We start from the raw sequence: 22,259 nt of genomic DNA, 5'->3' as shown, positions 1-22,259 counted from the left end.
GGGTTCGCCGAGAGGCCCGGATTCCTTCCCGGTTCGCGTTTCAGAACCTCGAGATCCGGGCCTCTCGCCTGCCACCACGCGCCAGACTGTCCCCATGGGGATCTTCCGTCGCAGCAAGAACCGTGACGACCGAGGTGCGCAGCGCACGCAGGAGTCGATCGAAGCCTTCTGGTCATGGTGGGCCACCGAGGGGAGGGGCCTGGCGGAGCACAGCATCGGTGGCGGCGGCAACGAAGCCCTGGTGGCGCAGATGAGCCGAGCGGTCTCCGGCATCCATCCCGGCCTCGCCTGGGAGCTCAGTCCCGGGTCAGCCGCCAAGCACTGCCTCGTCGTGAGTCCGGAGGGGGACGCCGCCCTTCGCGCCCCTGCCCGTCGCTGGCTCAAGGCCGCTCCCGTCGCCGATGCAACGTGGGAGTTCGCGGACTCGCGGCAGGCCAACCCGGACGCGGAGGCCGTCGAGCTCGAGATCGGCGGGCAACGCATCGCCTTCGCCGAGGTGGTGGTCGGCGCGCGACGGGAAGGTCACCGCATCGACGTCAGCGTCCACCACCCAGCCTTCGCCACCCTGGACGAACACAGCCGGATCACCGTGACGTTCCTCGCCCTCGACAACGCCCTGGGCGAGACCGATGTGGAGCTCTGGGTCGGTGAGGTCGCGCCGGCTCAGGTCGCGCCCCTCGACGGGTTTGGGTTGACAGGTCTGCGCGCGGTCGTGCGCGACCTCAAGGCGGAGAACACCGACAAACACGGCCAGCCGGGCTGGGCGATCCTGAGCGGGGACGGCGAGGGCGGGCCGGTCCTCGCCATGACCCAGGTCCCACTCGCGTCGGCGACCGCCCCGGAGCTCGACACCCATGCTGCCGTCGTCGTCCCCTACGACGACCAGACCGAGCGCGGCCTGCCGGGAGAGAGTGCGCTGGCCGCACTGCGGAGACTGGAGGACTCGATCAACGAAGCCCTCGGCGACGCCGGCAGGGTGGTCGCGCACCAGTCCCAGGGCGGGGTTCGCGTCCTTCACGTCTACCTCGACGGGGCTGCGGACGCCGTCCCCCTGCTGGCCAGCATCTGCGACCCCTGGCCGCAGGACGTGCAGATCCGGGTCACCCCCGACCCCGCGTGGGCCAACGTCGCCCACCTGCGCACCTGAGCGGGCGCATGCCAGCGGGCCCGCCGGGGGTGGCGGGCTGTGGGGCGGGGTCATGGTCGCCAAGGTGGGGATGCAGTTGACCTGTGGGCAGTGGTCTCGAGCTGGTCCCAGACGTCGTAGGTCCTGATGGCCGGCCGAGCTCCGGCGCCGGAGCTCGAGTCCGAGCCTGCGTCCGACCCGGAGCCGGAGCAGGGGTCGGACCCGGAGCCGGAGCAGGGGTCGGAGCCGGGGTCGGAGCCGGGGCCCGTGCCTGTGAAGTGGGTGAGCCAGTGGTCGTAGGCGCCGGGGGTCAGGTCCCAGTGGACCCGACCGTCGACGATCTGGCCGTGGTAGCCGTTGCGGTGCACGATCGTGTGGTGCCGCCCGCACAACAACGCTGCGTTCTCGAGATCCGTCGGACCGCCGTCGGCCCAGTGCCGCAGGTGGTGTCCGTCGCACCAGGACGCCGGCACGGTGCAGTCGGGGAAGGTGCACCCGCCGTCACGCAACCACAACGCCCGCAGCTGGGCGGAGGTGAACAGCCGGAACCGGCGGCCCAGGTCCAGGATCTGCCCGTCGGTGCCCAGCACCACCGGCACGACCCCGGCGTCACACGCGATCCGGCGGACCGTGTCCGGCCCGATCAGGGTGCCCGCCTCCCCCGACCCGAACACGGTCGCGGCATTCGACCGGGCCACCAGGTCCTCCAGCGACACCGTCACGAACAGCTCCGCCTTGGGGGTGGTGGCCACCCCACCGGCCGAGGCCACCCCGCGGCGCAGCACCTCCACCAGGGCGTCCATCCGCCGCTGCCCCGACGGCCGCCGGTCCGGCTCACCCTGCGCCGGCCGGGGCGCCGACAGTCCCTGCACGGCGGCCTCGATGACCGCCTTCGCCTCGGCGTCGACCACCATCGCGTACTCGAACACCCCGGTGCCGTGCCCGGACGGCTGCGACAACGACCGCTGCTCATGCGCCCGGTCCTGCTCACCCTGGAACTCACCCTCGGCCCCGTACTCCGCCACCAGGCGTTCGCGCAGCCCGAGCACATCCTTGGGACGCCCCCACGACGCCACCTCGACCAGCCCGCCCAGCACCGGCCCGTCCGCCCCGGCGGCCAGGCGCGGCGGGAGCCGCTCGAACTCCTCCACCACCACCGCCGCCGTCACCAACGGCACCCGGGCCTCACGCACGGCGGCGGTCAACCCGGCATACCGGTCGTCGTGGGCGGCCTGCGCCACCCGCACCACCCGCGCCGACCCACCCGCCCGCAGGGACGGCGACCGCTCGAGGAGCCAGGCGTGCGCCCCGGTCCGGCCCGACCCGGCCTCACCCCGGTCGACCGCCTCGGCCAGCACCTCCACCCGGGCCGCGTCGGCCCGCACCCCCAGCTGGTCGAGCAGCGACGCGAACCCACCCAGCTCGGCCCCGCCCGCCGCCCACAGCTCACCCTCGACACCGATCAGGGCACGGCACGCCAGCTCCACCGCCGCGCGCCGCTCCTCGAACGACATCCCCCCACCCATGAACCCAACCTAACAACCAGGTCTGACACTCCACCGATCACGAAACCCGTTGCAGCGCAACCAGATACGGCAGCAGATACGGCGCCGTTACGGCACCAGTTGTCCACAGCCGAAGCCCCAAGGCAACCAGGCGTGCCGGGTCAGGCGAGTTCGCGGAGCAGCTCACCGAGGCGCTGGGCCAGAGGGGGCGCCGCCGCCCCGCCCGCCTCGCACGCGTCGTAGACCAGGACGGTCAGCTGGTCCATGACCACCGCTGGTCCGAGGTCCGGAACCGGGCCAGCGGCGCCGGCGAGGTCGGCGAGCAGCACCCGCACCCGCGGCATACCCGACAACGCGCGGTCCAGCGGCAGCTGCTGCCACCGCCGGACCACGCGTTGAAGTTGCGCCGAAACCTCCTGCGGGACAGGTGATTTCGGGGCCACGCTAGTTGCTGCGCAGACGCCCGAGCAGGCGCAGGATCTCGAGGTAGAGCCACACGATCGTCACGATGAGGCCGTGCGCCAGCAGCCACGAGTACTTCTCGGGAGCTCCAGCGGCAATGGCCCGGTCGATCGAGTCGAAGTCGACCGCGAGCATCGCCGCGGCCAGCCCGATGGCGAACAGCGAGATGCCGATGCCCAACGCGCCGGTGCCACCGATCCCGAAGGCGTGGTTGCCGATCCAGGCGTAGGCGAGGTTGATCAGCGAGAAGATCGCGTAGCCGATCACGGCCATGGTGACGATGCGGCGGAACTTCGCGGTGACCTTGATGAGCCCCGTCTTGTAGGCCAGCAGGGTGCCGGCGAAGACGGACAGGGTCGCGATGACCGCCTGGGCCACGATTCCGCGGAAGATGTCGGTCTGCTCGGGCGGGTCGAAGGCCAGGCTGTAGTAGTTGCTGATCGCACCGACGAACAGGCCCTCGACCACGGCGTAGGTGACGATGAGCGGCACGCTGATCGTCTTCTTGAACGCGATGACCAGACCGAGGACGAGCGTCACGGCGATGCCGCCCAGCATGAGGCCGATGCCGTAGCGGGGGGTCAGCTGCCAGCCGACGACAGCCATGACGAGCACGATCGCGAACAGGCCGGTCGTCTTCATGACGACGTCGTCGATGGTGAGGCGCTTGGTCTGGACCGGGCCGGCGGCGGGCTGGTTGTAGAGGTCCTGCAGCTGCTGGCTGGTCATGCCGTCCGTCGCGGCCATGCCGGCCGGAGCCTGCTGGGCGGGTGCTCCACCGCGGCCGAACCCGGCGTAGCCCTGACGGGATTCCTTCTCGATCCGGTCGAACACCGGGTTGCTGGCCATGCGTGTCTCCTTGGAGGCGTAGGGCGGTCCTGCGGTCGGCCGCTCACCCCAGAGTACGTGCGGGGACACCCTGGAAGTTCCCATCCACAGGGTCGAGGCCAGCGCCGTGGTCCCATTTTCGCCATTTGGGTGACCTGTCCACCATTTGGGTGACGTGCCCTGATCCTTCTGAGGGACGTGGTGTGGCCGGGAGAGTGCAAATACTGGATCGTCCCCCTTTGAGAGCAGGTGAGAGCCATGTCCTTCGACGACGAGCCGGCACCGTACACCCCGGGCCGAGTCATCCTCCTGGTCCTCGCCTGCGTTCTCGCGCTGGTCCTGCCCTTGGTCGCGATGCGCCAGGTCTTCGGCGGCGACGACGGAGCCAGCCCTCGCCCCCCGGCTCCCACCACGGGGTATGCCGCGCCCCTCGGGGCCACCACCCCCGCCACCTCCAGCCCGTCGGCTGCCACGCCCAGCCAGACGCCGGCGGCCGTACCGACCGCAGCGGTGGGGCTGGCGGCGGCCGCTGAGACGTGCCGGCTGGCCAACCTGCGCCAACAGGCTCCGCTGAGCGCGGCAGAGGTGTCCCTGGCCCAGTTCGACAAGCACATCGACGCCATGAACCTGCTGGTCGCCGGCAAGATCTCCCTCTCGGTGGCGACGACCTTCTGGGACGAGACCCGCGTCAAGGCGACCCAGAACGCCAAGGCCTTCCGCCAAGCCGACAAGGAGCTCGCAGCGAACGCGGCCGTCTGTCCCGCGCTCGATCCGACCGTTGCCAACGCCGCGCCATATGGGGAGGTCGTCGCGATCAAGAGCTGCGGCAGTGCCATCACGGCCCGCAGCAAGGCACTCGCCAAGGCGCGCTCCGCCGTGTCCACGTGGGAACACCACGTGCACGACATGGAGATGCTGCGCATGGGTCACCTCACTCCTGCCCAGGCGACAGCCGCGTGGCGCAAGAACTGGAAGACCGGCGAGAAGCAGCTCGCCGCTTTTGACAAGGCCGCGGCGCAGGCCACCAAGATCCCGTGCTCCCTGGACTGACGGGGCTGGACTGACGGGGCTGGGCTGACGGGCGCCAGCCGCAGACGGTGCCCCCGACGGGGATCGAACCCGCACCTGTGGCGATTTTAAGTCGCCTGCCTCTGCCAGTTGGGCCACGGGGGCGGGCCAAGTATGCCGCGCGCGCGCCGCCGCCGTTCCGTGGTTCATCCGTGCCACGCTTGGCCCCGACCAGAAGGGGGCGGCCGTGTTTCCGACACTCGGGGACCTGCTCGGGTTCGAGCTCGACGTCGACACGCACGCTGTCTTCGTCGCGCTCGGGGTGCTGACGGCCATGGGCATCTTCGCGCTCGAAGCGCGACGGCGTGGCGCGACGGACGAGCGGCTTCTCGTGGTGGTCACCGGCGGGCTGGTCGGCGGTGCCGTCTTCATGCGCCTCGGCACCTGGCTACAGCACGTCGACCTGCGAGAGAACGCCTCGCTGGCCGAGCAGTGGGCCTACGGCAACCGCAGCATCCTGGGCGGCCTGGTCGGCGCCTGGGCCGGCGTCCACGTCGCCAAGCGCCTGTGCGGCTACCAGCCGCGCACCGGTGACCTGTTCGCCCCCGCCGTGGCCCTGGGGATGGCCGTGGGGCGGGTCGGCTGCCTGCTCACCGAGCTGCCCGGGACTCCGACCGGCACGTCCTGGGGGATCACCCTCGACCACGCCGCGGCGGCGCGCACGGGCGGGCCGGCCGGCATACCCCTGCACCCGTCCTTCGTCTACGAGATCGTCTTCCACGCCGCCGCGTTCGCAGCGATCTGGTGGTGGCTCCGCCACCGGCCGGTGCCGAGCGGCGAGCTGCTGGTCTGGTACGTCGCTGCCTATGGCATCGCCCGCTTCCTGCTCGAGTACGTCCGGGGCAACGAGGTCGTCTGGCTCGGGCTGACCCGACCCCAGCTGTTCCTGGCGGTGACGGTGCCGTTGGTGCTCGCCCGCATCGTGGTGCAGGCGCGTCGTGGCGCCTTCCGGGGCCTGCGGCACGAGACAGTGGTCGCGTGAGCACCCGCACCGGTCCCGGTATGCCGTTGCGTGGCGACCGCATCCACCGTTACGTCAACGCCTTCTGCCCGCTGTGCCACGAGGAGCGACCAGACCGTCCGCTGGCCGAGGTGGTCCGGCTGTCGGGGTGGCTCGTGGAACGGGACGGCCGGATCTGGCTGGAACGCGGCTGCGCCTCGCACGGCCTGGTGCGCACTCTGTACGACGAGTCACCGGAGATCCTGACCTACCTGGAGCAGTGGACCGCGCCGACCAAGGTGCACACGCCGGATGTCGTGGGCAACTTCGCGCCGGTGCCTGCGGCCTATGCCGACGGTTTGCCGGAGATGCAGACCCAACACACCTGCATCCTGCTCGAGGACCTGCTCGACCACTGCAACCTCAAGTGCCCGACCTGCTTCGCCGCGTCGGCGCCAGCCCTGGCCTCGGTGGTGCCGCTGGCCCAGGTGCTGGCCTCGATCGACGCGCGCCTCTCCCGTGAGAACGGTCGAATCGACGTCCTCATGCTCAGCGGGGGCGAACCGACGCTGTACCCCTGGCTGGCCGAGCTGCTCGACGCCGTCGCGGCCCGACCGATCGTGCGAGTGCTGGTCAACACCAACGGCCTGACCATCGCCAGGGACGACGCCATGCTCGACCTGCTGCGGCGCCACCGCGAGCGGGTCGAGGTCTACCTGCAGTACGACGGCGAGTCGGCCCAGGCGTCCACCCACCACCGGGGCGCGGACCTGCGCCGGTTCAAGGAACAGGCGATCGACCGCCTCTCCGGCGCTGGCGTCTTCACCACCCTGACGATGACCGCGGCGCTGGGGGTGAACGACGACGAGATCGGGTTCGTGGTCAAGCGTGCCCTCGACACGCCGCACGTCGGCGGGGTGACGATCCAGCCGGTCTTCGGCTCCGGGCGCAGTGCCGGAATCGACGCGCACGACCGGCTCACGCACACCGGGGTGCTGGCCCGGCTGGAAGGACAGACCGCGGGCGTGGTGACCTGGCGCGACCTGACCGCGCTGCCCTGCTCGCACCCGCACTGCTGCTCGGTGGGCTACCTGTTGCGTGACGACTCGGGCACGTGGCGTTCGCTCGTCTCCCTCGTCGGTCACGAACGCCTCAAGCAGTGGCTCGACCTCGAGCCCGACGTGCTCGCCAACCGGATCGCCGACGACGCGCTGCCGGTCTCCTTGCGGACGGCGGTGAAGCAGTCCCTGCTCGACCTGCTCTCGGAGCAGTCATCGCTGTCCCACCCGTCGATGGCTGACATCTGGCGCGACGTCTGCAGCGGCTGTGACCTCGGGATCGGCACCCTCGCGACGCTGGCTGCGGGACGGCTCCCGGGCCAGCGCGAGAAGCTCCGGGCGCTGCTCGGCGAACGCGTTCTCCGCATCACGGTGAAGCCGTTCATGGACATGAACACGATGATCGAGGAGCGGCTCACCCAGTGCTGCGTCCACGTCGCGACGGTGAGTGACGAGGGCGGGCACCAGTGCGCGCCGTTCTGCGCCGTCCAGGCGTGGCGTCCCCTGTCGCAGCAACGGATCTCGACGGCGGCGGGGCTGCCGATGGCTCAGGGGGCCAGGTCATGACCAGCGGACGTGACCCGCGCCAGGTCTCGCCACCCCACGCCGACCAGTCGGCCGCCGAGCCCGCGCCGCCGTACGACCCGTTGCGGCTGTGTGTCTTCGCGACGGTCGCGCTGCTCGGCTGGGTGCTGGGGCCCGTGGCGCTGCTCGGCTTCGCGGTGCTGGCCATCGTCGGCTATGCCCGCGCCCGGCGCGACGGGCTGCTGCGCTCCAAGTGCAAGCTCGGCGACACCCGCCTTGTCCTGGCCTACCTGGTCTTGCTGGCTGTAGCCGCCTGCACCGGCATCTACCTGTGGATCGTGTGAGAGGGACCGGTCATGTCAGAGCAACCACCAGACAACCCGTACGGACAGCAACCTCCGGCCAACCCGTACGGCCGGCCGCGTGGGGGTGGTCCCGGCGGCCAGCCCGCGGGCCTGCCGCCGCGCCTGCCGCCGGGGCAACCGCCCGCCCGCCCGCCGGGTGAGGCGTGGAAGCCACCGCGCCGCGGCCGGTCCAACGTCTTCAAGTTCTGGATGGGCGTGCTGCTCTGCCTGCCCGTGCTGTTCGTCGCCGGCGCGCTCCAGGCGGTCCCGCGCGCCGTCGGCGATGCCCTGTCGCTGCCCCCGGAGGTGGGTCAGTTCTCCACCCTCGGGCTCGACCTCGGGCTGTTCGCGGCGTTCATCGCCGGCCTGGTGGTGGAGAAGACCCGCTTCATCGTGCTGGGAGTTGTCGCTGGGATCGCGGTGCTGTTCGTGCTCGCCGCCGGGGCCTGCGTCCTGCTGCTCGTCGGTCTCTCGAACGGCAACTGACGCACCTGCACCGGCCAGCCGCGCGCACCCTGCGGCCCGCCGCGTGCGCGTGCCGCGCCGAGCTCCTGCAGGCTGACGTCAGGCGCGCGACGCAGCCTTGTCCGCGGACCGTTCGACCAGCCTCCGGGCGCCGCCTGCCTGTGCCTGGATGAGCGCCCGGGTCAGCCCTGGCACGTAGCGCAGCCCTCGCCAGGTCACGTGGGCCATCGCCCCCACAGGGATGACCGCCTTGTTGGCCGCAAGCCCGTCGACGGCTCGGGTCGCCGTGCGCTCGGCGGTCAGGAACCTGGGCTGGAGCAGGCGGACCCGCGAGCGCACGCTGCTGCCGCCAAAGCTGGCGGGCGCCTCAAAGAGGTCGTCGAGCATCGGGGTGTCGACGAAGCCGGGGCACAGCACGCTCACCCGCACGCCCTGGCTCGCGGCCTCCGCGCGCAGGGCCGTCGACAGGCCGACGACGGCGTGCTTCGTGGTCGTGTAGGGCAGCATCGCCGGCGCCGGGATGAGCCCGGCCAGTGACGCGGTGTTGAGGATGTGTCCGCTCCCCTGCGCACGCATGACCTCGTATGCCGCCGTGACCCCGTTGATCACGCCTCGCAGGTTGACGTCCAGCGCCTTGGTCCAGTGCCGTTCGTCGAGCTCCTCGAGGAGCCCACCGATGGCGACTCCGGCGTTGTTGACCATCACGTCGAGCCGTCCGTGGTCCGTGACCACCTGCTGCACGAGTGCCCTGACGGCCGCCCCGTCGACGACGTCGAGCGTGGCAGCACTGGCTCGGGCGCCGAGCTCGGTCGCGGTGCGGGCGGCTGCCTCGCCGTTGACGTCGGCGATGACCACGTGACTGCCCCTGGCGATCAGCTCGGCCGCGATGGCTCGGCCGATCCCCGAGGCCCCACCCGTGACGATGGAGACCTTCGGCTCGAAGGTGTGGCGCTCAGATCGCTTGTGCATCAATGGAATCCCTTGACTGTTCGGCGGGTGGCCGCTCGGAGGACTGCTGTTCGGCGGGCGGCTCTTCGGAGCGTGGCGGCGCGGAGGGACGCTCGCCTACTCGGGCGAAGTGAGAACCATCGACGGAGCGGGTGCGCCACCAGTAGCCGACGGTGGTCCCAGGCCACAGGCTGGTGTTGTTGCCGAACCGGTCGAGGTACCAGCTGCGGCACCCTGTCGCCCACACCGTGTGCCGGGACCGGGACAGCATCTCGCGGGTGAAGGCATCCTGCGCCTGTTGGGTCGTGACGCGCGCACCACGACGCCCCTGCTCGATCGCCTTCAGGACGTAGCCGGTCGCGAACTCGATCATCGTCACGACGCTGTTGTGGCCCAACCCGGTGTTGGGCCCGAGCAGGAGGTAGAGCTCGGGGAAACCGGCGACGGTGATGCCGAGGTGGGTGTGCATCCCCCCGCTCCACGCCTCGCTCAGCGTGCGACCGTCCAACCCCCGGATGTCGATGCGGTCCGTGCTGCCGCTCACGTCGAAGCCAGTGCCCAGGACCAGGACATCCACCTCGTGACGACCCTCGGAGGTGACCACGGCACGCGGCTCGACGCGCGTGATCGCCTGGGTGACGAGGCTGACGTCGTCGCGGGCGAAGGTCGGCCAGTAGTCGTTGGACAGCAGGATCCGTTTGCAGCCGATCGTGTAGTCGGGGGTCAGCCGCGCCCGGGTCGCCGGGTCAGGCACCGCACGGGCGAGCTCGCGCAGCGCCAGGCGCTGGACGAGCCTGGCCAGGCCCGGCAGCCGCACGAACATCGGCGCCCGCGCCTCCAGCGCCCAGTAGGTGCGCCAGCGCACCAGTCGTTGCACCGCGGGCCAGCGGGCGAACAACCGCTGGCGTCGAGGGCTCCACTCCTGGTCGTGCTTGGTCAGCGTCCAGGCGGCCGTGCGCTGGAAGACGGTGGTGTGTGCGGCGCGCGGCGCCACCTCGGGGATCAGCTGCACGGCGCTCGCACCGGTGCCGACGACAGCCACCCGCTTGCCATCCAGCTCGGCCTGCGCCGGCCACTGCGCCGTGTGCATGACCTCGCCCTCGAAGGCGTCGAGCCCCTCGATGTCGGGCAGCCTGGGCTCGTGCAGGGCACCGACCCCGAGGACCAGCGCGTCGCACGTCCACTGCCTTCCGTCGGCAGCGGTGAGCCTCCACCGCCTCGCGTCCTCGTCGAACTCGGCCGCCCGCAGGTCGGCACCGAACTCGATCCGGTCGCGGACGGCATACCGATCGGCGACGTCGCGCAGGTAGCCCCAGATCTCCGGCGCGGTCGCGAAGTCCCTGGACCACGAAGGGAACTGGGCGAACGAGAAGGAGTAGAGCCGCGAGGGGACGTCGCAGGCACACCCGGGATAGCGGTTGTCGCGCCAGGTGCCGCCGACGTCGTCCGCCTTCTCGAGGACGACGTAGTCGTGGTCGGCGCGCTGAGCCAGCCGGATCGCCATACCGAGCCCGGAGAAGCCGGTCCCTATGATGGCCACTCGGTGGTGAGGGGTCGCCATGCGGCCAACTTACCATCAGTAAGTTTGAGCCCTCCCGGGGTACAGTTCGCGAGTGATGAAGACCTCGGCCGCCCCCCGGGCACCGCGCGTGCGGATGCCCCGCGCCCAGCGCGAGGAGCAGATCCTTCGGGTCGCCGAGGAGGTCTTCGCCGAGCGCGGTTTCCAGGCAACCACCATGGAGGACATCGCGGAGCGCGTCGGCGTCACCAAGCCGCTGATCTACGAGTACTTCGGCTCCAAGGAGGGCCTGCTCTCGGCGTGCATCACCAATGCCAGGACCCAGCTGCGGGTGGCCACCGAGGCGGCCTGGCTGGGGGTCGGTGACGAGGCGCCCCTCGAGGTGGTGTTGCGGGCGGGAGTCGCCGCCTTCTTCGCGTTCATCGACGAGCACGCCACGGCCTTCGTCCTCATCCAGCAGGAGGGCGTGGTGGCCACGCAGGCCAGCCCGCTCATCGAGAGCATCCGCGAACAGCAGTCGGCCGCGACCATGGCCACCTTCCGCGCCGCACCCGCCCTGGCCGGCGTCCCCGACCACCTGCTCGAGGGCTACGTCGAGGTGATCATCGGTGCGTGCGAACGGGTGGCCGTGTGGCGCATCCGCCGCCCCGACGTGTCCGCGCAGGACGCCACCGAGATCGTCGTGTCGACGGTCTGGAGCGGCCTCTCCGACTTGTTGCCGGCAGGTCGTCAAAAGAGGCCCGAAACCCCCGCCCCGTGACCACGAGGACGCAACAAGTCGAGGTTCACTCTGCGACGGAGAGGGCGATCCCGTCGAGGATGTCGTGCTCGGAGGTGATGACGCGCTCCAGGCCGAGGCCGGCCAACCTGCCCACCACCTCGTGCCAGATCAGCGCCCCGGCACCGATGACGTCGACGCGTCCGGGGTGCATGAAGCCCAGGGCCGCCCGCTCCGCGCGCGTCATGTGCAGGAGCGACTCGCAGGCGGCGAGTACCTCGGTGGACGTCAGCTCGCTGAGGTGGATCCGCTCGGGGTCGTAGGTCTCGAGTCCCAGGGCATGGGCCGTGATGGTGGTGACGGTCCCGGCCAGACCGACCAGCGCGCTCACCCCGCTGAACTCGACACGTTCGGCTGCCAGGTCGATCGCGGCGTTGATGTCGCTGACGGCTGCGGCGATCTCGGCATCCGTGGGTGGGTCGGACCGCAGATGCCGCTCGGTCATCCGGACGCACCCGATGTCGACCGAGCGCGCGGCCTCGACAGCGTCCGCGCCGCGGACGAACTCGGTGGAGCCACCTCCGAGGTCCACCACGAGATAGGGACCGGGTATGCCGTGTGCCCGCAGCTCGCCCGTCGATCCCCTGAACGACAGGGCGGCCTCCTCGTCACCGGAGATGACCTCGGGCGCGATTCCGTAGTGGGAGAAGGACTCTCGGACACCGGCAACGAACTCGGCGGCGTTGGACGCATCCCGGGACGCGGACGTGGCCACGAAGCGGACCCGCTCCGCGCCCAGCTCGCGGCACTGAGCGGCATACTCGCCGGCCATCGCCAAGGTGCGCTCCATGGCGACCGGGTCGATGCGCCCGGTGCGGTCCACGCCATAGCCGAGGCGCACCACCTCCATGCGGCGCAGCACGTCGACGAGGGATCCGGTCTCGGGGTCGACGTCGGCGACGAGCAGCCTGATCGAGTTCGTGCCGCAGTCGATCGCCCCGACCCGGGTCACCGCACTCACGCCCCGTCCGCGGGAAGAGCACCGCGCACAGCGGCGAGCTCCTCGTCGGGCACGCACGAGCCGGTCGCCCACCAGTCGTCGAGCATCGCGAGGGCTTCGTCGCCGAGCAGGTTCACGCCCGGCCCGACCGCGAGGGAGTGCGCGATGAGGACGTGCAGGCACTTGACCCTGGTCGGCATGCCGCCCGCCGAGATCCCCTCGATCTCGGCGACCTGTCCGAGCTCGGAGCGCCGCGCGAGGTAGTCGTCGTGGGCTGCGTCATAGGCGGCGGCCAGGTCGGCGTCCTCGGCGAGCCGGTCGGTCATCTCCTTCATGACCCCGACGGACTCGAGGGTCGAGATGGCTCCGGTCAGCTTGGGGCAGGTGGCGTAGAAGGTCGTCGGGAACGGGGTGCCATCCGGCAGGCGCGGCTCGGTCTTGAGGACGTCGGGTGCGCCGCAGGGACAGCGGTGCGCGACGGCCGCGACGCCTCGCGGCACCCTGCCGAGCTGGGCCTGCACGGCAGCCAGGTCAGCCCGGGTCGGCTGGTCGCTCACTTGGCCGAGCTGGTCGAGCTGGTCGTGCCGTTCGCGCCTGCGCCCGACGACGCTCCGGGCCCGGCGGTGCCGTTCGCGGCCGGGCCGGCGTCGGCGACCTGGACGGACTCCCACAGCCGGCCGTACCAGGGGTTGTCGTTCGAAGCCGCCGAGGCCTTCGCGACCCCCGGCAGCGCCTTGGTCGAGGGCTTGCCGTCGATCACGGTGTAGGACTTCTCACCGACCTTGACGAACTTCAGCCGCTCCCGCGCCTGCTGCATGACGTACTCGTCGTCGTTCCAGCGGGCCTGTTCCTTCTGCAGGTCGCTGACCCCCTGGCGCTGCTCGGTGACCTGTCCGCGAAGGGCGTCGATCTCGCCCTGCTGCCGCAGGTAGGAGCGCAGTGTCGGGACGAGGGTCACGGCGAGGAGGACGAAGATCGACGCGAGCACGACCACTCGCAGGACGCCCCGCGAGCTGCGTCGCTCGGGAGACACCGGGGCCCCTGCGACCTTGCGCGCAGCCCCCGAGGCGGTGGCCCGTGACCGGCCCGGTCCGGCGCCCGGTCGGGCCGAGGTGGACCGTGGCGCACCCTGACGGGCGGCCCGGGGCGACCCGGCGCGCGCCGGGGCAGGCCGGCGGACGGGCTTGCCCAGCCCGCTCGTGCCGTGTCCCGAGTCAGCCATCGTGAGTTCCCCTGGTGTCTTGTCTGGTGTGCCTGCCAGCCGGCCGTCAGGCCTGGGCCACGAACCTCGGGAAGGCGCCGGCACCGGCATACACCGCGGCGTCGTCGAGCTCCTCCTCGATGCGCAGCAGCTGGTTGTACTTGGCGACCCGCTCTGACCGGGCCGGCGCGCCGGTCTTGATCTGGCCACAGTTGGTGGCAACCGCGAGGTCGGCGATGGTGACGTCCTCGGTCTCGCCCGAGCGGTGGCTCATCATGCAGCGGTAGCCGTTGCGGTGGGCCAGGTCGACGGCGTCGAGGGTCTCGGTGAGCGAGCCGATCTGGTTGACCTTGACCAGCAGGGCGTTGGCCGTGCCCGACTCGATGCCACGCTGCAGGCGCACCGGGTTGGTCACGAACAGGTCGTCGCCGACGAGCTGGACGCGGTCGCCGAGGCGGTCGGTCATGGCCTTCCAGCCGTCCCAGTCGTCCTCGTCGAGCGGGTCCTCGATGGACACCAGGGGGTAGGAGTCGACCAGGCCGGCGTAGTAGTCGACCATCTCGGCAGAAGACTTCGCGGCACCCTCGAACTGGTAGGTGCCGTCCTCGTTGTGGAACTCGCTCGCCGCGACGTCGAGGGCGAGGGCGATCTGGGTGCCCGCCTCGTAGCCCGCCTTCTCGATCGCCTCGAGGATGAGGTCGAGGGCGGCCCTGTTGGAGTCGAGGTTGGGCGCGAAGCCACCCTCGTCGCCCAGGCCCGTGGCCAGGCCGCGCTCCTTGAGCACGCCCTTGAGCGAGTGGTAGACCTCAGCACCCCAGCGCAGCGCCTCACGGAACGACTCGGCGCCGATCGGGGCGATCATGAACTCCTGGACGTCGACGTTGGAGTCGGCGTGGCTGCCACCGTTGAGGATGTTCATCATCGGGACGGGCAGGACGTGCGCGTTCGGGCCACCGAGGTAGCGGAACAGCGGGAGCCCGGCGGACTCGGCGGCGGCCTTGGCCACGGCGAGCGACACCCCGAGGATGGCGTTGGCGCCGAGCTTGCCCTTGTTGTCGGTGCCGTCGAGACCGAGCATGACGCCGTCGATGAGCCGCTGCTCGCTGGCCTCGTAGCCGACGAGCTTGGGGTTGATGTCGTCGAGCACGGCATCGACGGCCTTCTGGACCCCCTTGCCCAGGTAGCGGTTCTTGTCGCCGTCACGACGCTCGACGGCCTCGAACGCGCCAGTCGAGGCGCCCGACGGAACAGCCGCGCGTGCGAGGGTGCCGTCGTCGAGGGCCACCTCGACCTCGACCGTGGGGTTGCCGCGGGAGTCGAGGATCTCGCGGGCGCCTACTGCGTCAATCGTGGCCACAGACTTCTCCATCGTGGTGCCGGATGAGTACCCGATGAGGCTACCCGCCCCCGGCCCACCCATCGACGACCGACCCGCACCGTGGACGCACGCCGTGGAGCCGGCCCCACGGCATACCTCCGGCTTGTCCCACCTATGTCGGGTGATGTGGTGGGGTGAGGGGGGTGGGTCAGGCGAGGCGCTGGTATGCCGCCGCGAGCGCGGCTCCCAGCCGGGCGTTGTTCCGCACCAGCGCGATGTTGGTCTCCAGGCTGGCACCACCCGACAGCTCGACGATGCGGCCGAGGAGGAACGGGGTGATGTCCTTGCCGTGGATGCCGCGCTCGTCGCACTCCGCGAGCGCCTGGTCGATGAGCACACCGATCTCGGCAGCCGGGATCTCGTCCTCGGCGGGGACCGGGTTGGTGACGGCGATTCCTCCGGCGAGGCCGAGCGACCACTTGGCCTGCATCATCGCCGCGAGGTCCTGCGCCGAGTCGACCCGCATCGGGGCAGCGTGGCCGCTCTCGCGCGAGTAGAAGGAGGGGAACTCGTCGGAGCCGACGACGACGACCGGCACACCCAGCGTCTCGAGCGACTCGAGGGTCAGGCCGATGTCGAGGATCGACTTCACGCCCGCGCTGACCACCGCGACGTCGGTCTGGCCGAGCTCCGTGAGGTCGGCCGAGATGTCGAAGCTCGTCGCGGCTCCGCGGTGCACTCCCCCGAGGCCGCCTGTCACGAAGACGCGGATGCCCGCGAGGGCGGCAAGCCGCATCGTGCTGGCCACCGTGGTGGCGCCGTGGGCCTTGCGGGCCACGACATAGGGAAGGTCGCGGATGCTCACCTTGGCGACATCGGGGTGGGTGGCGAGGGTCTCGAGCTCGTCGCGCGTCAGGCCGATGCGCGGTATGCCGTCGAGGACCGCGATCGTCGCCGGCACCGCTCCGCCGTCGCGGATGATCTGCTCGACCTCGAGGGCCATCTCCACGTTGCGGGGGTAGGGCATGCCGTGGCTGATGATCGTGCTCTCGAGCGCGACGACCGGCCGGCCGTTCGCGAGGGCCTCGGCCACCTCGGTGGTGAGCTGGAGCGAGGGGTGGGGGGCGTTCATCGGTTCTCCTTGGACTTGCGGCGCAGCGCCTTTCTGAGCTCTGCGTCGATGAGGCGGGCGGTGAGGTCGGGACGGACGGTCTCGGGGCTGGCAACGGTGAGCGCGGCCGCCATCTGCCCGAACCGGGCCGCGTCGGCTGGCGCGTCACCCCGCATCAGGGCGTGCACGAAGGCCGCTGTCATCGAGTCGCCCGCGCCGGTGACATCCACGGGCTTCACGGGCGGCGCGGGAAGGGTGACGACGGTCGCGCGTCCGGTGTCACCCAGGCTGCTGAGCAGGCTGCCGCGTACGCCGCGGCGCACCCAGACGTTGGTGACGCCGACGTCGTGGAGCCGTCGTGCAGCACGCGTGATGTCGGCGCGGGTCTGCGGCACGGCCTCCCCCACGATGGCGGACAGCTCGTCGAGGTTGGGCGTCAGCGCCAGCAGGGGGCGCTGCGGCGACAGCAGGTGCGCCAGCGGCCGGGCCTTGGCCACGCTGACGGGGTCCATCACCACCGGGACCTTCACCGCCGCAGCGAAGTCGAGCAGCCAGGCGGCGGGCGCCTCCGGGATGTTGCCGTCCAGCACCAGGAGGTCGGCATGGCTGAGCAGGTCGCGCGAGCGCATCAGCTGACGGACGGTCAACCGGTCGGTGGCCCTCATGTTCGACACCGCGACCACCAGCTCGCCAGAGGCGTCGAGCACGGCGAGGTAGCTGCCGGTGGGGTCGTCCGAGGCGATCATGTGGTCGACGACCACGCCTGCGGCACGGGTGGCCGCGACGATCTCGTCGCCGAAGGCGTCGTGGCCGACCGGGGCCACGAGGTGCGTCGGGCTGCCCAGCCGGGCGAGGTTCTCCGCGATGTTGCGCCCCACGCCCCCGGGGGTGCTGATGGCCGCTCCGGGGTTGGAGGTGCGCAGCTCGATGGCGTGGCTGGAGTGGGCCTTGATGTCCATGTTGGCGCCGCCCACCACCACCACGGAGTGTGCCTCCGGGCGAACCACGTAACCCCGCCCGAGGATGGCTCCCTTGCGGGTGAGGTTGGACAGGTGCACGGAGACGGCTGCCTTCGTCGAACCCGTCCGCTCCGCGATGGCTGCCGCGTCCAGGAGGGGCTCAGCCCGCAGCAGGTCGACGATGTCCCGTTCGCGTTCGGTAAGGGTCATGCTTGGAATATTAAAGCATCCTTGGTTCTCCAAGCAAATGTCTCCCAGCACGTGGTAGGAAAGCAGACCTCTCGAAAGCAGTTGGTCCACCACCAGGTGGGCCGACACGCAGGTGGCCCGGCATCTCAAGGATGCCGGGCCACAGGGACCTCTGGTGGCGACTCAGGCGGGGTGTGCCAGGTGACCGTGACTGCGCCGCGAGAACGCGGCGGCACCGGCACCGGCCAGGGCAAGACCGGCAAGCAGGCCGGCGCCCAGCTGCAGGTACTCGACGGTGCCGCCGTCGCCTCGGGTCGGCCCGGAGCTGGTGTCCACGAGGGTGGTACCCCCCTCGTAGCAGGAGGTGGAGCAGTACTGCTCTGTCGGATCGCCGTTTCCGGGGACCTCGCGGGCGCTGGCCGGACCGGCCATCGAGAGGGCGATGAGTCCGGTGGCTCCGAGGATGGAGGCCGACCGGCGAATGCTGGTGGTGTGCGACATGGTCCTGATCCTTTGCTTGAGCTGGTGCTTCGTTGCCGGACGGGTTGTCCACGACCTTTGTCGCATCGACCGGTACCGAGGCAGCGCCGACCGGGTATCAGCCGGGTATCGGGACCGTTGACGGGGTACCAGTGGAGGGTCACATTCAAGGTGTGCGCATCGCGGTGCTCGGCCCCCTCGAGGTCGACGAAGGACGGATCCTGCTGGCCCCCCGGGACCAGGTGGTCCTCGAGGCCCTGGCCGCCCGCCCCGGTGAGACCGTGCGGGCCGAAGCCCTTGCGGACGCCCTGTGGGGCGAACACCTCCCGCCCTCGTGGCCCAAGGTGGTCCAGGGGTGCGTCTCCCGCCTGCGCAAGGCGCTCGGGTCCCCGGCGATCACGACGTCCGGCGCGGGCTACCGGCTGGTCCTGCACCGGGACGACTTCGACCACCTCTGCTTCGAGGACCTGCTGCTGCGCGCCGGCCAGCTGCTCGCCACCGGCGAGCCGGAGCGTGCGCGGTACGCCAGCGGGCAGGCGCTCGGCCTGTGGCGAGGAGACCCACTGGAACGGCTCACCGAGTGGGAGTCGGGCCGGATCGAGTCGGAGCGGCTCGGCGAGCGCCGCCGCGACGGGGAGGACCTCTATGCCGAGTCCGCGATCCGGGCCGGGCGCCACCAGGAGGTGCTCGCTGAGCTGCACCGCATGGTCGCCCAGCAGCCCACCCGCGAACGTCGGTGGGGGCTGCTCGCCCTCGCGCAGTACCAGGCGGGCCGACAGGCGGAGGCCCTCGGCACCCTGCAACGCGCCCGCGCCACCCTCGTCAACGAGTTCGGCCTCGACCCGGGACCACAGCTCGCCGAGCTCGAGAAGGCGATCCTGCGTCAGGACCCGGCGCTCGTTGCAGCCGATGCCGTACCAGCGACAGCCGCGGTCTGTCCCTACCTCGGACTGGTCGCCTACGACGTCGGTGACGCCCCGGCATACTTCGGCCGCGAAGCGGATGTGGTGGCCTGTCTGCAACGGCTCGACGAGGTGGGCGTCCTGGCCGTGGTGGGGCCATCCGGATGTGGCAAGTCGTCCCTGATCCGGGCCGGCGTGGCCTCGGCCCTGGTACGCGACGGCCACGCCCTCACGATCGTCACGCCCGGAGCCCACCCCGAGGAGGTCCTGGCCCTGGCACCGCCCGGGGCAGGCGCCGTGTTCGTCGTCGACCAGTGCGAGGAGGCCCTGGCCCTGGACGAGACGGCCGCCGAGCGGGAGGCCTTCTTCGCCGGGCTGGTCGCCTTCTCCGGACAGGGGCGACTCGTCATCTCCCTGCGCGCCGACCGTCTCGGCGAGCTCGCCGCCCACCCCGAGTTCGCCCACCTCGCGGAGAAGGGGCTCTACCTGCTCGGCGGCATGGGCCCGGCCGCGCTGCGGAGCGCCATCGAGGGCCCCGCGGCGCAGGCGGGGCTGAGGCTGGAGCCGGGGCTGGTCGACCTGCTGGTGCGCGAGGCCGAGGGTTCGCCCGGGGCCCTGCCGCTGCTCTCGCACGTGCTGCGCCAGACGTGGCGGCGCCGCGAGGGCGACACCCTGACCGTGCAGGGGTATGCCGCGACCGGAGGTGTGCGCGAAGCCGTCGCCCAGTCCGCCGAGCGGCTCTACCGCGACCTGACCCCGACCCAGCAGGGCATGCTCCGCGACCTCATGGTGCGGCTGGTCTCGTCGGACGACGCCGGTGAACCGGTCCGCACCCGGGTTTCGCGACGGATCGCGGCCTCGGACGACGAGCACACCGCGGTGGTCGAGGCGCTGGTAGGAGCTCGGCTGCTGAGCAGCGACGGCGACACCGTGGAAATCGCCCACGAGTCCTTGGCCGTCGCGTGGCCGCGGCTGCGATCGTGGCTGGACGACGACGTCGACGGACTGCGGATCATGCGCCACCTCACCGTCGCCGCCGAGAGCTGGGACGAGCTCGGGCGACCCGACAGCGAGCTCTACCGCGGGGTCCGGCAGGCCCGGGCCGCCGAGTGGCGACGAGGCCACGACCCGGAGCTGACTCCCGCGGAGCGAGCCTTCCTCGACGCCTCGGCCGAGCTGGCCGAGACCGAACAGCGCGCCACGGAGGAACAGGTCCGCCGGGAACGCCGCTCCAACCAGCGGCTTCGCGCCGGCCTCGCAGCGGTCGCCGTGCTGCTCGCGGTGGCGATCGTCGCGGGCGCGCTGGCGAAGACCGCCGCAGACAAGGCCGACCAAGAGAGTGTGCGAGCCGAGCAGCAGTCGCGGGTGGCAGACGCGCGGCGCCTGGGCTCCGAGGCGTTGCGAAACTCCGCACCAGACCTCGCTCTGCTGCTCGCGGTGGCCGGGGCCCGACTCCATGACTCCCCCGACACACGGAGCAACCTCGCCGCCGTCCTCGAGCGCGCGCCCGAGCTGATCGGCGTCAGCAAGGTTCTCCACCCGATTGCCCTGACGGTGCGACCCGACGGACGAGCCGTGGCCGTCACGGGCTGGGACATCGGAGTGACCCTTGTGAGCACCGAGACCCGCAAGGAAGTGGCACGCAACCACGACATTCCCCTCTATGGCGTGCGTTTCAACCCGAACGGCACCCAGCTCGCCGCTGCGGTCAACGTGAGCATGCCGAGTGGTGAACGCCGAGTCGACCCCCTACCCCTCCGGATGCTCGACCCCCGGACCGCGGCCCTGGCCCCCACGCAGCTGGGCGGCATGCCCAAGGGACGAGTGGTGCATGAGCAGCTCGCCTTCAGCAACAGCGGCCACTGGCTCGTGGCCGGCTTCATCCACCCGACCCAGCTGGACGAAGAGACGTCGCTCAGGGTGTGGGACACCCACAATCTCGCGCATGCGGCGGCGGCGTTCACCGTCCCGTTCATCGTCGGCCGCCTCACTGTCAGCGACGACGGCACGAGGGTCTACGCCTCGGCGGGCGACCGGGTCCTCGCCCTCGACGTGGCCGCGGGTCGCGAGATCAGATCTGCGCCGGGCGACGGGGACGTCGCCCTCAGCCCCGACGGTTCGACCCTGGCGGTGGTCCGGGGAAGCCAGATCGCGTTGCTCGACCCGACACGGCTGACGCTGAAGTCGGTGATCGAGGAGGAAGCCGGCATCGGCGAGCTCGCGTTCTCACCGACGGGCGACCAGCTCGGCTACGAGGTCGGCGACGACACCCTGGTCGTGCGATCACTCGCAAACCCCGACGCGCCCGGCGTGCGTCTCAGCCCGAAGAGAGGCCCGGGCGGGATCGGCTTCAGCCCCGACGGGCGGACGCTGTACAGCAGGGGCGATGACCGGCTGCTGATGTGGGACCTCGTGGGCGACCGCCGCTTCGTGCGCTCCGTCCTCGTCGAACCGCAGCGGCACTCGGACAGAGTCGGCACCATGGTCTCGCCCGACGGGCGGACCGTGGCAAACCTTATCGGCGGTGAACCGGAGTCGTTCGCCGTCCAGTTCCTCGACGTCAAGTCCGGCACCCGGACCCCGCTGTCCGCCTTCCGAGAGAGCAGCACCTACACCGCCGAGCTCTCCTGGCGGCCGGACAGCCGGGTGCTCGCCAGCGTCCAGAACGACCAGTGGGTCGACCTGTGGGACGCAGTCACCGGGCGGGCTGCGGGCCAGCACCGCGTGCCCGACCGCTACGGAGTCGTCGAGTCGGTGAAGTTCAGCGGCGACGGCACCCGACTGGTGGTGGGAACACACCACGGCTGGGTCTACACCGTCGACGCCAGCACCCTGGAGATCGTCGGCAAGCCTGTGCAGGTGAAGGCTGACGTTCCCGTGCGTGGCATCGCCGCGAACGCCGAGGGCGCTCGGGCGCTCGTGTGGATCGACAGCAAGCTCCGGCTGCTGGACCTCCTGCAGGGGCGAGTGCTCGAGATCGCCGATCCTGGCCTTGACGTCCATGAATGGGAATGGGTCCCCGACGGCAAGACCGTCGTCGTGGTCGGCAGCGACCCGTCCCGGGACGGCCAGGGCACGGTTGCCTTCCTGGATCCGAAGAGCCTCTCGACGAGGTCCAGGACAACGGGACCCAATATTGCCGCCGGGGGGGCCATCCAGTTCTCCCCCGATGGAGAGCGGTTCACGACGTCCGGGTCAGGCCGGGTGGGGCTCTGGGACGTGCGGACGCGTGACTCCCTCGGTTTCGTGCCCACCGAGGGTGAAAACCACGCAGGGTTCGCCCACGGGACCTCCGAGATACTCATCGCCTCGGTGGACGGGGAGGTCTCGATCTGGGACCCGCGGCCCGAGGCAGCACGAGAGGCGGCGTGCCGCATTGCCGGGCGGGACCTGACAGACCAGGAGCGGCGCAGCTACCTCCCAGGCCGCGAACGCGTGAAGGTCTGTTGACCCGCTTCTGACGCAGGGCCGGGGCGATGAGCGACGTTCGCCCGACTCCCGCCCGGCTCAGCGGTTTCGGCGCCCCGAGCCTGGCGGTATCACGGCGGTAACGCGGCGGTTGACGGCGGACCAGCATGGGTCGACCGTCAGGG

General features: G+C 71.0%; 20 protein-coding genes and 1 tRNA gene. 8 read left to right on the top strand and 13 right to left on the bottom strand.

The genetic code is table 11. From position 1 onward, the window contains the following. Window positions 1-94 precede the first annotated feature (94 nt). Entirely contained in the window at window positions 95-1,147 is a 1,053-nt protein-coding gene (locus tag AC1DWP_RS12100) for a DUF695 domain-containing protein (protein ID WP_477614722.1), read from the top strand. 50 nt (window positions 1,148-1,197) lie between these two features. Here the strand turns inward: AC1DWP_RS12100 and AC1DWP_RS12095 are convergent, their stop codons facing one another. From AC1DWP_RS12095 to AC1DWP_RS12085, 3 genes are all read right to left on the bottom strand, one after another. Continuing rightward, on the bottom strand, window positions 1,198-2,652 hold the full coding sequence (locus tag AC1DWP_RS12095) for an HNH endonuclease signature motif containing protein (RefSeq protein WP_477614721.1): 1,455 nt from the start codon (window positions 2,650-2,652) through the stop codon (window positions 1,198-1,200). Between the two features lie 140 nt (window positions 2,653-2,792). After that, complete coding sequence (locus AC1DWP_RS12090) at window positions 2,793-3,023, bottom strand: hypothetical protein (RefSeq protein ID WP_477614720.1); 231 nt, start codon at window positions 3,021-3,023, stop codon at window positions 2,793-2,795. Between the two features lie 52 nt (window positions 3,024-3,075). Beyond that, window positions 3,076-3,942, bottom strand: coding sequence for a Bax inhibitor-1/YccA family protein (locus AC1DWP_RS12085; protein WP_477614719.1), 867 nt, complete (start codon window positions 3,940-3,942; stop codon window positions 3,076-3,078). 237 nt (window positions 3,943-4,179) lie between these two features. Between AC1DWP_RS12085 and AC1DWP_RS12080 the strand changes: the two genes are divergently transcribed. Beyond that, on the top strand, window positions 4,180-4,971 hold the full coding sequence (locus tag AC1DWP_RS12080; protein ID WP_477614718.1) for a hypothetical protein: 792 nt from the start codon (window positions 4,180-4,182) through the stop codon (window positions 4,969-4,971). Between the two features lie 48 nt (window positions 4,972-5,019). On the opposite strand, the gene AC1DWP_RS12075 is transcribed toward AC1DWP_RS12080, so the two are convergent. After that, window positions 5,020-5,094, bottom strand: a tRNA-Leu gene (locus AC1DWP_RS12075). A gap of 82 nt (window positions 5,095-5,176) precedes the next feature. On the opposite strand from AC1DWP_RS12075, the gene AC1DWP_RS12070 reads away from it, so the two are divergent. Genes AC1DWP_RS12070 through AC1DWP_RS12055 form a run of 4 tightly spaced genes read left to right on the top strand, consistent with a single transcriptional unit; the run spans window position 5,177 to window position 8,342 of the window. Next, window positions 5,177-5,971: a prolipoprotein diacylglyceryl transferase gene (locus AC1DWP_RS12070; RefSeq protein ID WP_477614717.1), complete on the top strand. Its 795-nt coding sequence runs from the start codon at window positions 5,177-5,179 to the stop codon at window positions 5,969-5,971. Continuing rightward, the gene (locus AC1DWP_RS12065; protein ID WP_477614716.1) at window positions 5,968-7,554 is read left to right on the top strand and encodes a radical SAM protein; all 1,587 of its coding nucleotides are present in this window, start codon (window positions 5,968-5,970) and stop codon (window positions 7,552-7,554) included. The genes AC1DWP_RS12070 and AC1DWP_RS12065 overlap by 4 nt, the downstream gene beginning before the upstream one ends. Then, window positions 7,551-7,856 carry a hypothetical protein gene (locus AC1DWP_RS12060; protein WP_477614715.1) on the top strand — a complete coding sequence of 102 codons (306 nt, stop codon included), beginning with the start codon at window positions 7,551-7,553 and terminating at the stop codon, window positions 7,854-7,856. The genes AC1DWP_RS12065 and AC1DWP_RS12060 overlap by 4 nt, the downstream gene beginning before the upstream one ends. A 12-nt stretch (window positions 7,857-7,868) precedes the next feature. After that, a complete protein-coding gene (locus AC1DWP_RS12055) occupies window positions 7,869-8,342 on the top strand; it encodes a hypothetical protein (protein WP_477614714.1) in 474 nt (157 codons plus the stop codon). A 78-nt stretch (window positions 8,343-8,420) separates the two neighbouring features. Here AC1DWP_RS12055 and AC1DWP_RS12050 read toward each other — a convergent pair whose 3' ends face one another. Continuing rightward, window positions 8,421-9,290, bottom strand: a complete 870-nt coding sequence (locus tag AC1DWP_RS12050; RefSeq protein WP_477614713.1) for an SDR family NAD(P)-dependent oxidoreductase — start codon at window positions 9,288-9,290, stop codon at window positions 8,421-8,423. Continuing rightward, window positions 9,274-10,830 (bottom strand): flavin-containing monooxygenase, encoded by a 1,557-nt coding sequence (locus tag AC1DWP_RS12045; RefSeq protein ID WP_477614712.1) that lies wholly within the window; start codon window positions 10,828-10,830, stop codon window positions 9,274-9,276. The genes AC1DWP_RS12050 and AC1DWP_RS12045 overlap by 17 nt, the downstream gene beginning before the upstream one ends. Before the next feature lie 55 nt (window positions 10,831-10,885). On the opposite strand from AC1DWP_RS12045, the gene AC1DWP_RS12040 reads away from it, so the two are divergent. Beyond that, entirely contained in the window at window positions 10,886-11,548 is a 663-nt protein-coding gene (locus AC1DWP_RS12040) for a TetR/AcrR family transcriptional regulator (protein ID WP_477614711.1), read from the top strand. Between the two features lie 25 nt (window positions 11,549-11,573). Here AC1DWP_RS12040 and AC1DWP_RS12035 read toward each other — a convergent pair whose 3' ends face one another. From AC1DWP_RS12035 to AC1DWP_RS12005, 7 genes are all read right to left on the bottom strand, one after another. Next, window positions 11,574-12,518 (bottom strand): Ppx/GppA phosphatase family protein, encoded by a 945-nt coding sequence (locus AC1DWP_RS12035; RefSeq protein ID WP_477615299.1) that lies wholly within the window; start codon window positions 12,516-12,518, stop codon window positions 11,574-11,576. Window positions 12,519-12,523: 5 nt separating this feature from the next. Then, window positions 12,524-13,063, bottom strand: coding sequence for a DUF501 domain-containing protein (locus tag AC1DWP_RS12030; protein ID WP_477614710.1), 540 nt, complete (start codon window positions 13,061-13,063; stop codon window positions 12,524-12,526). Continuing rightward, window positions 13,060-13,728, bottom strand: a complete 669-nt coding sequence (locus AC1DWP_RS12025; RefSeq protein ID WP_477614709.1) for an FtsB family cell division protein — start codon at window positions 13,726-13,728, stop codon at window positions 13,060-13,062. The genes AC1DWP_RS12030 and AC1DWP_RS12025 overlap by 4 nt, the downstream gene beginning before the upstream one ends. Window positions 13,729-13,774: 46 nt before the next feature. Beyond that, window positions 13,775-15,064 carry a phosphopyruvate hydratase gene (gene eno / locus AC1DWP_RS12020; protein WP_477614708.1) on the bottom strand — a complete coding sequence of 430 codons (1,290 nt, stop codon included), beginning with the start codon at window positions 15,062-15,064 and terminating at the stop codon, window positions 13,775-13,777. A gap of 169 nt (window positions 15,065-15,233) precedes the next feature. Further along, the gene (locus tag AC1DWP_RS12015; protein WP_477614707.1) at window positions 15,234-16,157 is read right to left on the bottom strand and encodes a pseudouridine-5'-phosphate glycosidase; all 924 of its coding nucleotides are present in this window, start codon (window positions 16,155-16,157) and stop codon (window positions 15,234-15,236) included. After that, a complete protein-coding gene (locus AC1DWP_RS12010) occupies window positions 16,154-17,305 on the bottom strand; it encodes a PfkB family carbohydrate kinase (protein WP_477614706.1) in 1,152 nt (383 codons plus the stop codon). Before AC1DWP_RS12010 ends, AC1DWP_RS12015 begins: the two co-directional genes overlap by 4 nt. 162 nt (window positions 17,306-17,467) lie before the next feature. Continuing rightward, window positions 17,468-17,785: a hypothetical protein gene (locus AC1DWP_RS12005; RefSeq protein ID WP_477614705.1), complete on the bottom strand. Its 318-nt coding sequence runs from the start codon at window positions 17,783-17,785 to the stop codon at window positions 17,468-17,470. A 152-nt stretch (window positions 17,786-17,937) separates the two neighbouring features. Between AC1DWP_RS12005 and AC1DWP_RS12000 the strand changes: the two genes are divergently transcribed. Next, window positions 17,938-22,116 carry an nSTAND1 domain-containing NTPase gene (locus tag AC1DWP_RS12000; protein WP_477614704.1) on the top strand — a complete coding sequence of 1,393 codons (4,179 nt, stop codon included), beginning with the start codon at window positions 17,938-17,940 and terminating at the stop codon, window positions 22,114-22,116. Window positions 22,117-22,259 lie beyond the last annotated feature (143 nt).

The sequence above is a fragment of the Pedococcus sp. P2_F6 genome (assembly GCF_056403675.1).
This window is presented reverse-complemented; position numbering and strand designations above follow the sequence as displayed.

Excerpts from the sequence above, each read along its gene's own strand:
- AC1DWP_RS12100 (WP_477614722.1), top strand. The coding sequence starts at position 95 with ATGGGGATCTTCCGTCGCAGCAAGAACCGTGACGACCGAGGTGCGCAG.
- AC1DWP_RS12095 (WP_477614721.1), bottom strand. The coding sequence starts at position 2,652 with ATGGGTGGGGGGATGTCGTTCGAGGAGCGGCGCGCGGCGGTGGAGCTG.
- AC1DWP_RS12085 (WP_477614719.1), bottom strand. The coding sequence starts at position 3,942 with ATGGCCAGCAACCCGGTGTTCGACCGGATCGAGAAGGAATCCCGTCAG.
- AC1DWP_RS12080 (WP_477614718.1), top strand. The coding sequence starts at position 4,180 with ATGTCCTTCGACGACGAGCCGGCACCGTACACCCCGGGCCGAGTCATC.
- AC1DWP_RS12060 (WP_477614715.1), top strand. The coding sequence starts at position 7,551 with ATGACCAGCGGACGTGACCCGCGCCAGGTCTCGCCACCCCACGCCGAC.
- AC1DWP_RS12055 (WP_477614714.1), top strand. The coding sequence starts at position 7,869 with ATGTCAGAGCAACCACCAGACAACCCGTACGGACAGCAACCTCCGGCC.
- AC1DWP_RS12050 (WP_477614713.1), bottom strand. The coding sequence starts at position 9,290 with ATGCACAAGCGATCTGAGCGCCACACCTTCGAGCCGAAGGTCTCCATC.
- AC1DWP_RS12045 (WP_477614712.1), bottom strand. The coding sequence starts at position 10,830 with ATGGCGACCCCTCACCACCGAGTGGCCATCATAGGGACCGGCTTCTCC.
- AC1DWP_RS12040 (WP_477614711.1), top strand. The coding sequence starts at position 10,886 with ATGAAGACCTCGGCCGCCCCCCGGGCACCGCGCGTGCGGATGCCCCGC.
- AC1DWP_RS12025 (WP_477614709.1), bottom strand. The coding sequence starts at position 13,728 with ATGGCTGACTCGGGACACGGCACGAGCGGGCTGGGCAAGCCCGTCCGC.
- AC1DWP_RS12015 (WP_477614707.1), bottom strand. The coding sequence starts at position 16,157 with ATGAACGCCCCCCACCCCTCGCTCCAGCTCACCACCGAGGTGGCCGAG.
- AC1DWP_RS12010 (WP_477614706.1), bottom strand. The coding sequence starts at position 17,305 with ATGACCCTTACCGAACGCGAACGGGACATCGTCGACCTGCTGCGGGCT.
- AC1DWP_RS12005 (WP_477614705.1), bottom strand. The coding sequence starts at position 17,785 with ATGTCGCACACCACCAGCATTCGCCGGTCGGCCTCCATCCTCGGAGCC.